At 59.8% G+C, this 14,487-nt stretch carries 15 protein-coding genes; 12 read left to right on the forward strand and 3 right to left on the reverse strand.

Annotated elements, in window-relative coordinates; all coding sequences use genetic code 11:
- Positions 1–27: 27 nt before the first annotated feature.
- From ACR65W_RS18430 to ACR65W_RS18445, 4 genes are all read left to right on the forward strand, one after another.
- Positions 28–900, forward strand: coding sequence for a xanthine dehydrogenase (locus ACR65W_RS18430; protein WP_434499800.1), 873 nt, complete (start codon positions 28–30; stop codon positions 898–900).
- Between the two features lie 75 nt (positions 901–975).
- Positions 976–1,767, forward strand: a complete 792-nt coding sequence (locus ACR65W_RS18435; protein WP_434499801.1) for a TOBE domain-containing protein — start codon at positions 976–978, stop codon at positions 1,765–1,767.
- A gap of 102 nt (positions 1,768–1,869) precedes the next feature.
- On the forward strand, positions 1,870–2,202 hold the full coding sequence (gene hdeA / locus ACR65W_RS18440) for an acid-activated periplasmic chaperone HdeA (RefSeq protein WP_434499802.1): 333 nt from the start codon (positions 1,870–1,872) through the stop codon (positions 2,200–2,202).
- A gap of 32 nt (positions 2,203–2,234) precedes the next feature.
- A complete protein-coding gene (locus ACR65W_RS18445; protein ID WP_014891393.1) occupies positions 2,235–2,384 on the forward strand; it encodes a lmo0937 family membrane protein in 150 nt (49 codons plus the stop codon).
- On the opposite strand, the gene ACR65W_RS18450 is transcribed toward ACR65W_RS18445, so the two are convergent.
- Positions 2,381–4,045 carry an adenosine deaminase family protein gene (locus tag ACR65W_RS18450; protein ID WP_434499803.1) on the reverse strand — a complete coding sequence of 555 codons (1,665 nt, stop codon included), beginning with the start codon at positions 4,043–4,045 and terminating at the stop codon, positions 2,381–2,383. The genes ACR65W_RS18445 and ACR65W_RS18450 overlap by 4 nt on opposite strands.
- Before the next feature lie 158 nt (positions 4,046–4,203).
- Here ACR65W_RS18450 and ACR65W_RS18455 point away from each other — a divergent pair, with 158 nt between their 5' ends.
- The 6 genes from ACR65W_RS18455 (at position 4,204) to ACR65W_RS18480 (ending at position 10,111) form a co-directional block, all read left to right on the forward strand.
- The gene (locus ACR65W_RS18455; protein WP_434499804.1) at positions 4,204–5,367 is read left to right on the forward strand and encodes an SGNH/GDSL hydrolase family protein; all 1,164 of its coding nucleotides are present in this window, start codon (positions 4,204–4,206) and stop codon (positions 5,365–5,367) included.
- A gap of 262 nt (positions 5,368–5,629) precedes the next feature.
- The gene (locus ACR65W_RS18460) at positions 5,630–6,778 is read left to right on the forward strand and encodes an SGNH/GDSL hydrolase family protein (RefSeq protein ID WP_434499805.1); all 1,149 of its coding nucleotides are present in this window, start codon (positions 5,630–5,632) and stop codon (positions 6,776–6,778) included.
- 303 nt (positions 6,779–7,081) lie between these two features.
- Positions 7,082–7,498, forward strand: coding sequence for an SxtJ family membrane protein (locus ACR65W_RS18465; RefSeq protein ID WP_434499806.1), 417 nt, complete (start codon positions 7,082–7,084; stop codon positions 7,496–7,498).
- A 13-nt stretch (positions 7,499–7,511) separates the two neighbouring features.
- Complete coding sequence (locus tag ACR65W_RS18470; RefSeq protein WP_196393524.1) at positions 7,512–7,658, forward strand: DUF5989 family protein; 147 nt, start codon at positions 7,512–7,514, stop codon at positions 7,656–7,658.
- A 6-nt stretch (positions 7,659–7,664) separates the two neighbouring features.
- Positions 7,665–9,500: a carbamoyltransferase family protein gene (locus ACR65W_RS18475; protein ID WP_434499807.1), complete on the forward strand. Its 1,836-nt coding sequence runs from the start codon at positions 7,665–7,667 to the stop codon at positions 9,498–9,500.
- 287 nt (positions 9,501–9,787) lie between these two features.
- Positions 9,788–10,111 (forward strand): hypothetical protein, encoded by a 324-nt coding sequence (locus ACR65W_RS18480; RefSeq protein ID WP_434499808.1) that lies wholly within the window; start codon positions 9,788–9,790, stop codon positions 10,109–10,111.
- An 11-nt stretch (positions 10,112–10,122) separates the two neighbouring features.
- On the opposite strand, the gene ACR65W_RS18485 is transcribed toward ACR65W_RS18480, so the two are convergent.
- Positions 10,123–11,025, reverse strand: coding sequence for an isoaspartyl peptidase/L-asparaginase family protein (locus ACR65W_RS18485; protein ID WP_434499809.1), 903 nt, complete (start codon positions 11,023–11,025; stop codon positions 10,123–10,125).
- Between the two features lie 118 nt (positions 11,026–11,143).
- Between ACR65W_RS18485 and ACR65W_RS18490 the strand changes: the two genes are divergently transcribed.
- Both ACR65W_RS18490 and ACR65W_RS18495 read left to right on the forward strand, forming a co-directional pair.
- Complete coding sequence (locus ACR65W_RS18490) at positions 11,144–11,575, forward strand: cupin domain-containing protein (protein WP_434499810.1); 432 nt, start codon at positions 11,144–11,146, stop codon at positions 11,573–11,575.
- 497 nt (positions 11,576–12,072) lie between these two features.
- Complete coding sequence (locus ACR65W_RS18495; RefSeq protein WP_434499811.1) at positions 12,073–12,672, forward strand: LuxR C-terminal-related transcriptional regulator; 600 nt, start codon at positions 12,073–12,075, stop codon at positions 12,670–12,672.
- On the opposite strand, the gene ACR65W_RS18500 is transcribed toward ACR65W_RS18495, so the two are convergent.
- Positions 12,665–14,473, reverse strand: a complete 1,809-nt coding sequence (locus ACR65W_RS18500; RefSeq protein WP_434499812.1) for a S8 family serine peptidase — start codon at positions 14,471–14,473, stop codon at positions 12,665–12,667. The genes ACR65W_RS18495 and ACR65W_RS18500 overlap by 8 nt on opposite strands.
- Positions 14,474–14,487 lie beyond the last annotated feature (14 nt).

Here is a 14,487-nt window from a genome sequence, read left to right on the forward strand (position 1 = left end):
TGCTGAAATGGCGCGGGAGGGCGCCCCATGCCAGGCTTTTCAGCACAAGAATTCCTCTCCGACTGCAGTGAGCATTTCGTCATCATCCTCGGCACCAACGAGATCGCGTCCGCCGTCGCGGCGCGATTGACATGGGAGCGGCGCCGCGTGGTTCTCAGCCATGACGCACACCCGCCGGTCATCCGACGGGGGATGGCCTTTCACGACGCGCTTTATGGAGATCGCGCCGAAGTCGACGGCGTCGTCGCCGACCTGACGCAAACGACGCTGGATGTGGTCGACGTCTTGTCCCGGCCGGGACGCGTCGCCGTTTCGCCTCTGCCCTTGACGGACCTCATCACTCTGCGCGCCCCCGACGTTCTGATCGACGCCCGCATGCAAAAGCACCGCGTTACGCCGGATCTGCGCGGGATCGCGGGTCTCGTGATCGGGATGGGTCCAAACTTCAGGGCGGGCTGGAACTGCGACGTGGCGATCGAGACTCATCCGGCGCATACGGGCGAATTGCTCGAAAACGGCGCCACGCTGCCTTCAGACGGCGTCGCTCGCGTTCTCGGCGGCGTCGGCAAGGAGCGCTTCATCTATGCGGCGCGCGACGGCGTCTGGCGGACGCCGCTCGACATCGGCGCTCGGGTTTTCAGGGATTATCTACTCGGTCGACTCGACGGCCTTCCCATCCAGGCGCCGATGGACGGATTCCTGCGGGGGATCGCGCGCGACGGGGCGCATGCGGCGCTGGGCGTCAAGCTCGTGGAAATCGATCCGCGCGGACGCGCCTCGAACTGGACCGGAACGGACGAACGCGGCCGCGCCATTGCCGAGGCGGTGGTCAGAGCGATCGCTCAGTCGCCGGCGCGGGGAGGACGGAGACCATCGCGCGCTAAAGTAACGCTCCACTAACCGAACATTCATCTTAGCCGCGGTTGCCTCCGGCCGTCTTGCCCTGTATCCGGGCGATGAGGCGGGACGCAGGACATGGCCGAAGGCAAGATCGATGCTTCACTGGCGCTGCGGAGCGAGGGCCGACTCCTCGTTGGGCGCGACCGCGTGAAGCTTCTCGAGGCCGTCGCCCTTCACGGCAGCATTACGAAGGCCGCCAAGGCCGTCGGCTTCAGCTACAAGGCCGCATGGGACGCGGTGAACGCGATCAACAATCTTTTGCCGACGCCCGCCTTCATCACCAAGGCTGGAGGCCGCAGCGGCGGCGGCGCCGAGGTGACGGAGGAAGGGCGTCGGCTGATCGCCACCTTCCACCGCCTCGAAGAGAAACTTGCGCGCATCTCCGAGACGATCGCCGAAGAGGGTCTCGCGGGCGCCGAGGATTTTCTGCTGTGGACCACGGGCATGACAATTTCCGCGCGCAATGTTTTTCGCGCCGAAGTGACTCAGGTCAAGAAGTGGCCGGTCGACGTCGAAGTGACCCTGCGCGTGTCGGAAAAGGATACGATCCTGGCGATCGTCACCAATGAATCAGCCGAGCGACTGGGCCTTTCTTGCGGCCGCAAGGCGCTGGCGCTGATCAAGGCGTCCTTCGTCAATCTGGCGCCCGCCGGCGACGCGGCGCCGCCGCAGCGCAATTGCTTCCGCGGCGTGGTCACGCAGCGGGTCGACGCCGAACGCAATAGCGAAATCCTGCTTGACGTCGGATTCGGCAAGACCATGACCGCGGTGACGCCGCGCCACCTCGTTGAAGATATGGGACTGAAGGAAGGGGACGCCGCGCTGGCGACCTTCGACGCTGCGGACGTCATTCTGGCGGTGGAATAGCGGGTCTGCGGCGGCGCAAGCTCCAACTGGATGCCGGCTCAATTCCGCAATAGTCTCTCGTCGGCGCTTTTTTCAGAAGGCGTGGACTCGAAGGAGCATCCTATGAAGCCAGTTTATTTCATTGCCGCGGCCGCATTGTCCTTTTACGCAACGAACGGGCTCGCCGAAGCGAAGAAGCCGACGTCCAAGTGGACGTGCGAGGATTTCCTAGCGGTCGACGACCAATTTCAGCCCAAGGTGATCTACTGGTCCTCTGCGCAGAGCAAGAAAGGCAAGCCGCTCGCAACGGACGTCGATATCGAAGGCACGGAGAAGGTCATTCCCATGGTCATCGACGATTGCAAGAAGGCGCCGCAAGAGTCCTTCTGGAGCAAACTCAAGGGCGCTTGGAAAAAGGTCGAGACCGACGCAAAGTCGCTTGGCAAAAAGTTGTGACCCCCCTTGCTGGCCAAATGGAAGGCTGAACAATGCTTGAAACGATCGCGGTCATCCTCGTCATCATGTGGCTACTCGGGCTGGTCTCCTCATATACCCTCGGCGGCTTCATCCACATTCTGCTTGTCATCGCAATCATTGTGATCATTCTGCGCGTCATTCAGGGCCGCAGCATTCTTTAGCGAGCGCCGCGCGAGGAACGCTCACGTTTGGCCGACGACCAAGGCGGGGAAGCGAGCGCAACGCTGTTCGCTGGCTTTCCCTCGCGCCCGCTCCATTTCGACTCGAAGCGCGCGAAGCGCGTCTCGAGCTCCCATTGCCGTCTGGCTTTTTCGGAACCGGCCAAGAAACGACGACACTCGGCGGAAGGCGACGTCCCGCCAAGCTGTGCGTTGAGGCAAGCCGAAACGGGGCGCGCGGCCGCAGGATCGCGCCACAGGCTCTCGCCGGGAAGAAAAGCGTACGTCAGGCTATTTCGAGAGAGCTGTTTCAAGTCGTGGTAGGAAAGTTGGTAGACGCGCGCGGCGCGCTGATATTCGTGCGTGAGATCGATTCGCGATACGCCCTCGTCGTCGGTCGATAACGCCGTCGGCACGCCTGCGTTGCGATAGAGCGGGAATGGATGGTCCGCGCCTTCGACGCCGAGAATTTGCGCATTGGACGTGAGATTGATCTCGACCATTATTCCATCGCGCGCCATTCGCGCCATCAGACCTTTGGCGTCGCGCTCGAAACCGATGTCGACGCCATGGCCGATGCGCCTTGCGCCGGCGACCTCGACCGCCTCGCGAATATGGAAAGTCAGGTCCTTGGGAGGCACGAGCCCCATTATCAGTTCCCCGGCATGGAGACTGATCCGCGCCTTCGGGTGTCGGCGCCCGATGTCGCCGACGATCCGCATCTGTTCGCTATAATTTCCCAGCGTGATTTCATCGTCCTCCGCCGCGACGAGGTTCAGTCCGACAACCGGCCCGTCGAGCGAGGCGAGGCGCGCCGCAAGCGTCGTCTCCGCGAACAATTTCGCGTGGTCGACATTGCGATAGACCTGGGCGAGAAACCGTACCGCGACGTCGCATCCGGGCCGACGATGAACCGCGTCGCTGCAGGCGAGCCGCCGGTCCTTGTCGGCGACGACGGCGGCGACGCTCTCCGCCGCGCGCTGGACTAGGTTGCCGAGACCTTTGCCGTCGAGCGCCGCAAGCATTGCGTCGGGATCGTCCTTCCAGCCGATCTGCTCGCCAAGATCGCGCGCCTCGCCCATCAGCGGACCGATCATCAATTCGAGATACAAGACGTTTTGCGAGGCCGCGCGCTCGACGACCTCGGCGAGGGCGGCGCCGATGTTGTTTCCCGTCACGTCCGAGAACCGAAAGAAGCTGTTGAAGAACTGATCATGACCGCTCACGCGCGCGGTGATGACGTCGCGCATCGACCAGGCGTTGATCGCGTCTCGATAGGCCTGCGTCGAGCGCAGCGCTTCGGCCAGAGGCGGCTTCGACACGGCGTCGCAGGGCGGCGGCAGCGCGGCCTTGCTCTTGACGTCGAAACACCACCCCTCCGCGCGCGCCCAAGCCAAAGCGCTCTCAGCATAGACGGCGCCCGCGAGGTGATTGTGCAAATCGGCGCCTTTCGGCATTTCGACAAGGAAGCTGCGTAGCGCGGCGCCATTGCTGCGAAGGCTTTCCAGCGCCGCGGACGTGTCGCGCACGGCGGCGGCGCTTAAAACTTCGCGCGCATGGACTGCGCAGCCGCCCCATGCGACGGCGAGGGCCGCGCAGACCATCCGCAACGACGCAGAGCCCGGCAGGATTTCAGTAAGCGAACGACTGAGACGCGAGGTCATGAGCAGCTCCGAGACGCGATTCACTGCGGCTTCTTAGCGCACAGCAGAGGCCGTCAGCATTCGACGCCGCAAAATGATTTTTTGTAAAGAAGCTTGCTCATTTCAGTCGATCTATGACAAGAGTGGCGCTCACATTCCGGGGAAGCCGATTTTGGCCAATGTCGATGTCGTCGTCGCGCAAAAACTCAACATACAAGCTGTTTCGCATTCTTTTCATCAACTTTGGCCTGCTCCTCAGTCTCGTCGTCGTCGCGGAGATTGTTCTTCATCTCGTCTACACGGGCGGCAATCCGTTTCTGGCGCCTGCGAGAAACGAGTTGAGGGTAAGCGATCCGCATTACACCCATGGCCTCAAGCCCAATTTTCACGGCTTCGACGCCTGGGGCTCCAATAAATTTCCCATTTTCACCAATTCACTGGGCTTTAGAGACGCCGCCGTACGCAGCGTGCCGATGACCGCGGACCGCAAGCGCGTCGTCTTTATCGGCGATTCCTTCACGGAAAGCCTTGGCGTTCCTTACGAACAATCTTTCGTCGGCCTCTTCGCGCAGGCGTTTCCCGCGATCGACGTTCTGAACGCGGGCGTCTCGAGTTACGCGCCGTCCGTCTACTACGAGAAGCTCAAATATTTTCTCGACTCTGGGCTCACGTTCGACGAGGCCATCGTCTATATCGACATCTCCGACATACAGGACGAAGCCATTCTCTATTCGTATGATCAGAATGGCGTGTTGCAGATGGGCTTGTTTCAGACCGGCTCTGAGGAATGTTCGCCGGTGCCGCGTCCGCCGCTGCCGCGCCCGGAGAAGCGATGGTGGGAAAAAGTCTCCTATGTCGGGGAGTTCCTTGGTCAGATGCGTTATTCGGCGCAGTTGGCGAGAACGATCGAACAGGCGAGCTTCGAGGATTTCGCGAAATCGCGTCGTGCTTATAGTCGGGACTACGCGCGCCCAAGTTGGACGTATAGCGACGATTCCAGCTGCTATGGCGCTCTGGGAATCAAAGCGTCTATCGACAAAGCCAAAAAGCAGATGGATCGCCTGCACGAACTTTTATCGTCGCGCGGCATTGCGCTTTCGGTTGGCGTTTATCCCTGGCCGCAACAGCTTCTCTACGACCGCGAAAATTCGCAACAAGCACAGCTCTGGCGCGACTGGTGCGCGGGCAAGTGCAGAAGATTTTTCAATCATTTCCCCGATTTTTTCCAATACAAGGCGCAGAACGCCGATTTCCTCAAATCGCTGTATTTCTGGGGAGACTTTCACTTCAACGAGCGTGGCAACGAAGTCCTGGCGCGTCGACTCATCGAGAATTACGAATAAGTGCGCGAACGACCCGCGACGGCGTTGCAACAAAAAAACGCGATGGGAGTGACGCTCCCCCGGCCCGCCGCGGCGGACCGGCAGCTTGATACCCCCGGCGATATCCCTTAATTTGCGCCTTCAAATGAGGCGATGTGGAACTTGTTGAAGCATCGCGACGGTTTGCTGTTCGCGAGCCGCGGAGATCGTGAGGCGACCTGGGGGTCTCGTCTGACCTTGGGGCTAACAAGGTTGAAATATCTTTGCTACGGGATTCCTACTCATGATATTGATGCACAAAGAAAAAATAAAGTTTTTCGTTCAGCAGATAGCCTTGATTTTGTTAACGTTAGTTATACTAGACTTTGGACTCTGGCTTTTCCATCCTTTTTTTCTAAATACTGGAGGGACCGTATTAGTACATCAGTCCCTAAGTGGCTTGAAGCCTCAAATAATGTATTCAGTTATAGAAGGAGGAATGCGTTCTCTTTCAATCAAAAGCCTCTCGGATAGGAAGATGGCAAAACGGGTGCTCTGCGTCGGGGCATCGACCACCGATCAGAGCACTCAAGAAACTGGAGATACATGGTGTGGATTACTCGAAAAACTGATTAAAGACAATTCTGACGAGAAGCGTATAAATTTTCAAACAATAAGTTTTGGGCGCGGAGGAATGAAATCAATTGAAACTGCAGGCTGGCTTTTTGAAAACGTTGACCTGATTAATCCAGATATTGTCATCACCCTGCTAGGAGTAAATGACCTGTCTTTGAACGGCGGTCCCGAATATCAAACGAAGAACCCAGTTGATTACATCACAAGAATTCAAGAAAAAAGTGCTAACGTGAGAGATTTATTTGAACAGTACTGTTTAAAATTATCCCAGCTGTGTCGCGTTACGAAACTTGTGCAGGATAAAATTCGCGTATCAAACGCGATAAAAGCTGGCGATATCGTCGAGTGGCATTCCGCTAATCTTCCTACATTGAGACAAAAATACAAGGATTATCCGTTTGTTGATGCGCCTATCAGAACTCCTGATCCAATAGTAGAGTTTCAAGACTCAGTTCGCTGGATTCTCAATTTCTTGAGCGCCAGAGGAGTGCGCGTGATTGTTCTTGGGCAACCTGTCTTATGGAAAGACGCCCTCACCTCTGAAGAAAATGACGTGCTTTGGTTCCCCGTAAATACGTATAAGGGCTTCGTTCGGACTTCTGCAGCATGGCACCAAATGGAGATACAAAAATTCAATGAGGCGCAAAAACAGGAAGCTAGCGCCTTTGGATTTGAATTTATTGATCTCGACAGGATTTTACCTAAGACTTTATCCACTTATTTCGACGACTGCCATTACACGGACCAGGGCAGTGCGGCTGTGGCTCAGGCCGTGGCGCCGTCTCTGCGTCGCATGCTTACCAATATGAGTCCCTGATGCGCTCTAATGTCGGAGCTCTGTGCTGCATAGTTACGAGGGCGACGCATGAGCGTTTATCTAGTTCCTTGTCCACGAGGTTGGTCACCATCATGCAACCGACCGTCAAAAACATAAAGAAAACACCTATCAGCGACCAAGCACCCGCGCGCATTAACAATTTCCACGTCAAGAGGCGTTTCGACGATAAGGCCTCCGCCGGCAAACCGATGCATAAGCCCGGGGAAGGTCGCGCGCATTTGCGGTTCGCCGGCCTTGGGGATAATTTGTTCTCGAGGCGACCTTTGAGGGGAGTTGCGCTGAATGTCGCCTGAGGACTATTCGAGAGAGCGTTCCGCCGCCATGGGGTCCGATCGATCATTCGGTCTGGTGATCGCTGCGGCGATTGCGGTCGTCAGCATGCTGCCGCTTCGGCACGGCGAGGCGCCGCATTTCTGGGGGCTCGCTGCTGCGCTTGGTTTCGCCGCGGCGGCGTTCCTCGCGCCAGCCAAACTGCGGCCGCTGAACCGACTGTGGCACCAGCTGGGCTTGGCGCTGCACAAAATCACCAATCCGATCATCATGGGCGTCCTGTTCTTTGGAGTGATCCTCCCGATCGCAGTGATTTTCCGACTGCGCCGCGCCGATCCGCTCAAACTTGCGTTCGACAAGAACGCGACGTCCTACTGGACCATGCGCAATACGTCCGAAGGGACGAGCGACATGAGCAAACAGTTCTGAGGAGACTGAGAAAATGAGTTTTTTGCTCGAACTCTGGGATTATCTGAGGTCCAGTAAGAAATACTGGATGGCGCCGGTTCTGGTCATCATGCTGCTGATCGGCGCGCTGATCGTTCTGCAGGGCACCGCGGTCGCTCCGTTCATCTACACGCTCTTTTAAAGCGCGATGCGGATACTTGGCATTTCCGCCTTCTACCACGACAGCGCAGCTGCCGTGGTAAAGGATGGCGAAATTATCGCCGCCGCTCAGGAAGAGCGATTCTCGCGCAAAAAGCACGACTCGCGCTTTCCGCGTCACGCGATCGACTATTGTCTTGAGGCCGCCGGCGCGACGCCTCAGGACATAGATTTCGTCGCCTTCTACGACAAGCCGTTCGTCAAATTTGAGCGGCTGCTGGAAACCTATATCGCCTTTGCGCCGCGCGGATTCCAGTCGTTCAAAATGTCGCTGCCGCTCTGGCTGCGCGAAAAGCTCTTTCAAAAGTCGCTGCTGTTGAAAGAGATGAAGGCCTATTCGGCGGATGTCGACTGGGCGAAAAGGCTGCTGTTCGCCGAGCATCACTTCAGCCACGCCGCCAGCGCCTTCTACCCCTCTCCTTTCAAGGACGCGATCGTTCTGACGATGGATGGGGTCGGCGAGTGGGCGACGACGTCGGTCGCTTTCGGCAGTGACAATCAACTGACAATGCAGCGCGAATTGCGTTTCCCGCATTCGCTCGGCCTGCTGTATTCGGCGTTCACATATTACACCGGGTTCAAGGTGAACTCCGGCGAATACAAGCTGATGGGCCTTGCCCCCTATGGCGAGCCGAAATACGCCGACGTGATCCTGGACAATTTGATCGACCTGAAGCCGGACGGCACCTTCCGGCTCGATCAGTCGTATTTCGACTATTGCACCGGATTGCGGATGACCAACGCGAAGTTCGACGAACTTTTCGGCGGCCCGGCGCGCAAGCCGGAGGAACTCCTGACGCAGCGGCACATGGACATCGGCGCCTCGATACAGGCGGTCACCGAGGAGATCGTCCTCAGGCTCACCCGCGCGCTCGCTCAAGAGACCGGCGCACGCAATCTTTGTCTTGCCGGCGGCGTGGCGCTGAATTGCGTCGCTAATGGAAAACTGCTGCGCGACGGCAGCTTTGACCAGATTTGGATTCAGCCCGCGGCGGGCGACGCCGGCGGCGCGCTCGGCGCGGCGCTCGCCGGCTACTATCACTACAAGAAAAATCCCCGAAGCCTCAACGGCGGCGGCGACGCCATGCGCGGCTCCTATCTCGGTCCTTCGTTCCCGCAAGCCGAGATCGAGCGCCGCCTGCATGCCATTGGCGCCAAATTCGAGCCGATGGCGGAAGGCGATCTTATAGAAGCGGCGGCGCGGGACCTCGCCGACGAAAAAGCGGTTGGCTGGTTTCAAGGCCGAATGGAATTCGGGCCACGCGCGCTTGGCGGACGGTCGATCCTGGGCGATCCACGTTCCGACACGATGCAGAAAACGCTCAATCTCAAAATCAAATATCGCGAATCGTTTCGGCCCTTCGCGCCGTCGGTGTTGCGTGAGGATGTCGCCGACTGGTTCGAGCTCGAAGGCGACTCCCCGTACATGCTGCTCGTCGCCGACGTCGCCGCAAAACATCGTCACGCAATGACGACCGAGCAGCAGAATCTCTTTGGCATCGACAAGCTCAATGTTCCGCGCAGCGCCATTCCGGCCGTGACCCACGTCGACTATTCCGCGCGGATTCAGACCGTGCATCAGGAGACGAATCCGCGCTATCACGCGCTGCTTTCGGCATTCAAGCGAATGACCGCCTGTCCCGTTCTCGTCAATACGAGCTTCAATGTGCGTGGCGAACCCATCGTCTGCACCCCGGAGGACGCCTTCGGCTGCTTCATGGGCACGGAAATGGACACTTTGGTGATCGGCGACTGCTATCTGCGCAAGGATGATCAGAACGCATCGCTCAAGCACGACTATAAAGAGAAGTTCGAACTGGACTGACCGAGTGTCTGACGTTTTTTCATGAGCAGGTCGGATAGCGATCAACGTCTGACTTCTGAGCGCGCGCAGAATTTCGCTCTCCGTCAGAATCTCATCTCCAAATATCGCTAAGCGATCGCTGTTGACTTGATAAATGTCATTCGGCGCGGACGGCTTGGCGACGCTGTTCTATGCACAGGAAAGGAACGCCGCTCAGCTTGACGGATTGTTTAAAGCCGCGTCTCTTTTTCGGAGACTGCCTAAACGCCTGTGATTGCATCGAATTTTTTTCATTGATGGAGCGGTAAATGGATTTCGATCGCGTCAAACGGGAAAGTCTGATCCATAGCCTGCGCGACGCCCTGCCGCTTTCCGCTCGCCCCCGGCCAGCGCTCCTCGCATTTCTGCGCGCGCACGGCGCGATCGGGCGAAGCGCGCCGCGGCTCGTCGTCGTCGACATCTTCGATGCGGGCGGAACGCAGGGTCTGATGTGCCGCTTCGAGATCGCCGGTGAAACCGACGCTTCAAGTTTCGTTGCGCAGTTGACGCAACTTGCGCTCGATCGGAGGCACCCGCTGGCGCAGCGGCTCGCCGAGCGTCGACGGCGTGCGCCGCGCACGGGGGCGGCCTGAGACGACTGCGCCTATGTTGTCTCTACCCGAACGACGCCCGCAGCGAACGTCGCCGTCAGCATCCCCGGAGTCGAGTGCGCCCGTCCGCATCTCCCCTCGCGATCGACAAGGATGAGGCCGCCGCGGCCGTCCACTCTGTCGACCAGATAGCGTATCGCGGCGCGGGCGGCTTCTTCAGCCTGCATCGAGCGAAATTCGACGAAGCAGGCGGCGGTGCGCGCCAGTGTAGTGCGGATGAAATCCTCGCCGACGCCGGTGCAGGACACCGCGCAACTGAGGTTATCGGCGAATGTTCCCGCGCCGATGAGCGACGAATCGCCGACGCGGCCGAAGCGCTGGTTCACGACGCCCCCAGTTGACGTCGCCGCCGCAAGATCGCCGTTGCGATCGCGCGCGACGGCGCCGACCGTGCCGAGTTTCGTATCGGCCGGGTCGGAATGATCGAGCGCGGTCTCATGCTTTCGCTTCGCCTTGGCGAGCTGCGCGACGCGTTCCGCCGTTCTAAAGTAGTCTTCGCCTTCGAACTCGAACCGCTGCTCTCGCGCGAAGCGCTCGGCGCCGTCGCCGACGAGCAGCACATGGCCGCTCTTCTCCATCACCGCATATGCAAGGCGCACCGGATTTCTGACGCCGCGAACCGCCGCGACGGCGCCCGCCTTGAGGGTGCGGCCGTCCATGATCGACGCGTCGCACAATGCGGCGCCTTCGGCGTTGAGCACGGAACCCCGACCGGCGTTGTAAAGCGGATCGTCTTCGAGCAGCGCGACGCAGTGAGCGACCGCATCGAGCGCCGTCGATCCCTTTGCAAGAAGGCTGGCGCCCGATTCAAAGATCGCGCGCAAGGAAGCCTCATAACGATGCGGATCGCGGATCGCGCCGGCGCCGCCATGGATCATTAGCGAGACGTCAGTCATCGCCGAACCAGCCGCGTGTCGATGCGTCTCGCGCCTGCGCTATAGTCTCGCGCCTCAAACCTCTGGAGTGAACGCCATGCGCAACACATTGCTTCTTTCCTTGATCTTCGCAGCCCTTGTGGCGCCGGCGGCGTCCGAGACGTCGATCATAGGCAAAAAGGACGGGAAGGACATCGTGACGGTGCGCGTCGGCGAAGCCTCACAATCGAAGCAGTCGCTCCCAATCTTCCCTGGAATTTCTACAAAAACCGCCGGCGCAAAAGGGCTGTCTCTCTTGAAGGTCGTCATTCCTCCCGGCGGCAAGGCGCAGGCCCACACGCACAAGGGGCACGAGTCCGCGATCTATCTGTTGCAAGGCCGTGTCGAGACGCGGTACGGAGAAAACCTGGAAAAGAGCGTCGTGAACGTCGCAGGTGATTTCATTTTCATTCCTGCAGATGTGCCGCATCAGCCCGTGAACTTGAGCGACAGCGAAGCAGCGATCGCAATCGTCGCCCGCAACGACGGCGACGAGCAGGAGCATGTCATTCTCTATCCGATGAAAAGATAGTCGACGCCAATCTTTTGCTCACTGCGCACTGCGCCTTGGCTTTTTGAAAGCAAGCCTCGACAGGAAAGAGCCGCCGAGGCTTTTCGCACAAACCATTCATTTGCAGGAAGACAAGGCGCCAGAAAGCGCGCTTATGAAGTTCGTTATGTTGACGATCGCCTCATGTGTCGTCCGAATGCGTCATGATGGCTCAATGACGATGCGGTTTACCGACATGAAGCTGAAGCCGAGAAATTGCAGGCGATGACGCTCGAGCGTCGCGCCTCTCAAAGCGCGCCAATTCTTTAGGCGCTCCCTTCGGACATAACGCTCAGGAGTAGCTCATGCCCCGGTTTGCGGCTTTCCGAAATGATTCCGCTCAGGAAATCGATTCGTCGGCGCGGAGCGCGTTTGTTTCTGCGTCAGAAAATTTGTCCCCAGATGCGCGCATCTTAATTGTCAGCGACACGCGCCTGTTTAGCGAAGCGCTTGGCTTACGTCTGAGCCAGCATGCGGGAATGTCCGTCGTCTCCGTCGTCGCCTGTGGCGCCGCTCTGGCGGCGGCGGCTCAATCTGAACTTGACATTGTGCTGCTTGACGTTGGCGAACTGGAAGCGCTCGCGATTGCGCAAGCCCTCGGCGCGCAACATCGAGATCTGCAGATCGTCGCCATCGGCGCGACGGCATCGGCTGGCGCAGCATTGGCCGCCGCTTGTCCATCGATCGTCGGCGTCATTCCTCGCGAGGGCTCGATTGAAGACGTCGTCGAACTGCTGGAGCGATTGACGGCGGCGTCGGCGTTTCGATCGGTCGAGGAGCGTCGAGCTATCGGCAAGGAGTCGCACTCGTCCGGCGCGGACGCAAAGTTTGTGCTTACGACGCGCGAGCGCGAAATTCTCGAACTGATCGAGCGCGGGCTGTCGAACAAGGAGATCGCCCGTCGGCTACGCATCGAGCTCGGCACAGTGAAGAACCACGTGCACAATGTTCTACAGAAGCTGCAAGTGCGCGGTCGCGGCGAAGCGGCGCACTCGATGCGAAAGCGCTCCTCCGCACATGACGGAGGAGCGCTTCATTCGCCGATCGATCGAGAACCGCTCGTGCTTGCAACTAAATAAGGCCCGCGGCCCGCAGCTGCATCATGCGCTGGATGATCGCCGGATTGACCCTTTGCATCATCACAGGATCGACGGCCCACGGCGCTGGCGCGCTCAGCGGAGCGAATCCATCGATCATCGCTCCCGCAGGCGCCAGTCCCGCGCCAGCCGGCGCCGCTGCGCCCATCGGCTGAGTTGCGGCCAGACTGGGCACGCGCTCAAAATCCGGCGCGCCGACGCCTTCGCGCGTGGAGTCGCCGAGATAGCGGACGCCGGATGAGGCCAACAGCGAGAAGAGCTGTGCAACGCGTTGCTCATTGCGCGCCGTCCGCGCGCCTGCGAGAAGCGGATGGTGCGCGAGCAGCAGAGCCGCCATGCCGGTGACGTGAGGCGTCGCCATCGAGGTGCCGTCCCACGCCGCATATCCGCCGCCAGGCACGGTCGAGACGATCGCCACGCCGGGCGCCGCGACAGTAATCTGCGGCCCAAAGCACGTGAATTTCGGCGAGAACATCGTCCCCGCGACAAGTTGCGGGACAACCGTCTGAGCGTGGTAGCTGTCGGAAGGAAACTCGTCCAGCTTACCGAGCGCTGCGACCGTCAGCACCGTCGGCAGCATGCCGGGAAACTGCACGGGTCCGCTGGAGTTTCCGGCGGCGACGATGCAGGCGACGCCGCTCTGGCGCGCTTCGGCGATTTTCTGCGCAACGAGTTCGGAAGGATCGCCGCTGCCAAGGCTCATATTGACGACGTCGAGCCGCCGTTCGATGCATTCGTCGAGCGCGTCGATGAGATCGCTGAAACGACCGCCGGGAAATACTTTCAACGCGTGAACTTCCGCCTTCGGCGCAAAGCCGCGAATGCCGGCGACGCCCTCGGAGGCGGCCGTAATGATTCCGGCGCAATGTGTGCCGTGGCCGATTTGATCGTTCGACCAGCCCGTCTTGTCGCCGCCATTGGTGAGATCGACGCCGCGCGTCACATGGCGCAATTGCGGGTGCGCGCTGTCGCAACCCGAATCGATGATGCCGATCTTGACGCCGGCGCCAGTGAATGAAGGATCAAGCCGGTCGAGCTTCATCAGGCGCTGACCCCAGCCGACCATCCCGCTTTGAGGGAAGCCGTTGAAGCTTTCCGTCAGCGGGCGCAACTGCACAGTATTCATCGCGCCGGCCTGAAGCCCTGGCGCGCGCAGCATCCGATCCCAGTGATCGGCGGAAGGTTTGACGTAAATCGCCTGGATCGTCTCGATCGGACCGCCGAAAACCGTCACGACGACTTCGCCGCGCTCATTGGTGACGCCTTGGCCCGGAAAGCCCAGGCCATAGACATAGACCGTCGCCTTGGGCAGCGGCTTGCCGCCAACGCCCACGACGCGCAGCTGCACGTCAACTCCAACGCCCGCGGCGATCGGCATGACTCCGTTGAAGTCGAAGGGCCGAAAATCATCCGAGGCGCGAAGAAAGGCGTCGCGCTCCACAATGACGTTGGGCGGCGCCGAGGCCTGCAGCGCTGCGCCGCGCGCAGGGTCCATCTCGGCGACGAGAATTTCCGGCGTCTGAGACGACGGCCCGCCGGCTGAAAAGGCGGTGAGCCCGCGCGGTTGTATCCGCCGCACGATCTTTACGTCGGGCAGCGCATTGGCCAGATCCATCGCCGAAGCGGGCGCGAATCCGGGCAGGCGCCGCGAGGCGATCATAAAGCGCTCCATTGGCGCAATCGCCATCGGCTCCACGCGCGTATCGGCGCCATTGGGCGCCGGCGCCGCGGGCCCGGAATTCTGACCGTTCGGCGCAGGATTAGCAGTATCGGGACCAGCCATTTCGACTCTCCTAA

The organism is Methylocystis sp., from assembly GCF_051062815.1.
In the GTDB taxonomy this organism is placed as follows: domain Bacteria; phylum Pseudomonadota; class Alphaproteobacteria; order Rhizobiales; family Beijerinckiaceae; genus Methylocystis.

Coding starts and splice junctions, on each gene's coding strand:
- ACR65W_RS18450 (WP_434499803.1), bottom strand. CDS start 4,045: ATGACCTCGCGTCTCAGTCGTTCGCTTACTGAAATCCTGCCGGGCTCT.
- ACR65W_RS18485 (WP_434499809.1), bottom strand. CDS start 11,025: ATGACTGACGTCTCGCTAATGATCCATGGCGGCGCCGGCGCGATCCGC.
- ACR65W_RS18470 (WP_196393524.1), top strand. CDS start 7,512: ATGAGTTTTTTGCTCGAACTCTGGGATTATCTGAGGTCCAGTAAGAAA.
- hdeA (WP_434499802.1), top strand. CDS start 1,870: ATGAAGCCAGTTTATTTCATTGCCGCGGCCGCATTGTCCTTTTACGCA.
- ACR65W_RS18465 (WP_434499806.1), top strand. CDS start 7,082: ATGTCGCCTGAGGACTATTCGAGAGAGCGTTCCGCCGCCATGGGGTCC.
- ACR65W_RS18430 (WP_434499800.1), top strand. CDS start 28: ATGCCAGGCTTTTCAGCACAAGAATTCCTCTCCGACTGCAGTGAGCAT.
- ACR65W_RS18475 (WP_434499807.1), top strand. CDS start 7,665: ATGCGGATACTTGGCATTTCCGCCTTCTACCACGACAGCGCAGCTGCC.
- ACR65W_RS18495 (WP_434499811.1), top strand. CDS start 12,073: ATGTCCGTCGTCTCCGTCGTCGCCTGTGGCGCCGCTCTGGCGGCGGCG.
- ACR65W_RS18500 (WP_434499812.1), bottom strand. CDS start 14,473: ATGGCTGGTCCCGATACTGCTAATCCTGCGCCGAACGGTCAGAATTCC.
- ACR65W_RS18460 (WP_434499805.1), top strand. CDS start 5,630: ATGATATTGATGCACAAAGAAAAAATAAAGTTTTTCGTTCAGCAGATA.
- ACR65W_RS18480 (WP_434499808.1), top strand. CDS start 9,788: ATGGATTTCGATCGCGTCAAACGGGAAAGTCTGATCCATAGCCTGCGC.
- ACR65W_RS18455 (WP_434499804.1), top strand. CDS start 4,204: ATGTCGATGTCGTCGTCGCGCAAAAACTCAACATACAAGCTGTTTCGC.
- ACR65W_RS18445 (WP_014891393.1), top strand. CDS start 2,235: ATGCTTGAAACGATCGCGGTCATCCTCGTCATCATGTGGCTACTCGGG.
- ACR65W_RS18435 (WP_434499801.1), top strand. CDS start 976: ATGGCCGAAGGCAAGATCGATGCTTCACTGGCGCTGCGGAGCGAGGGC.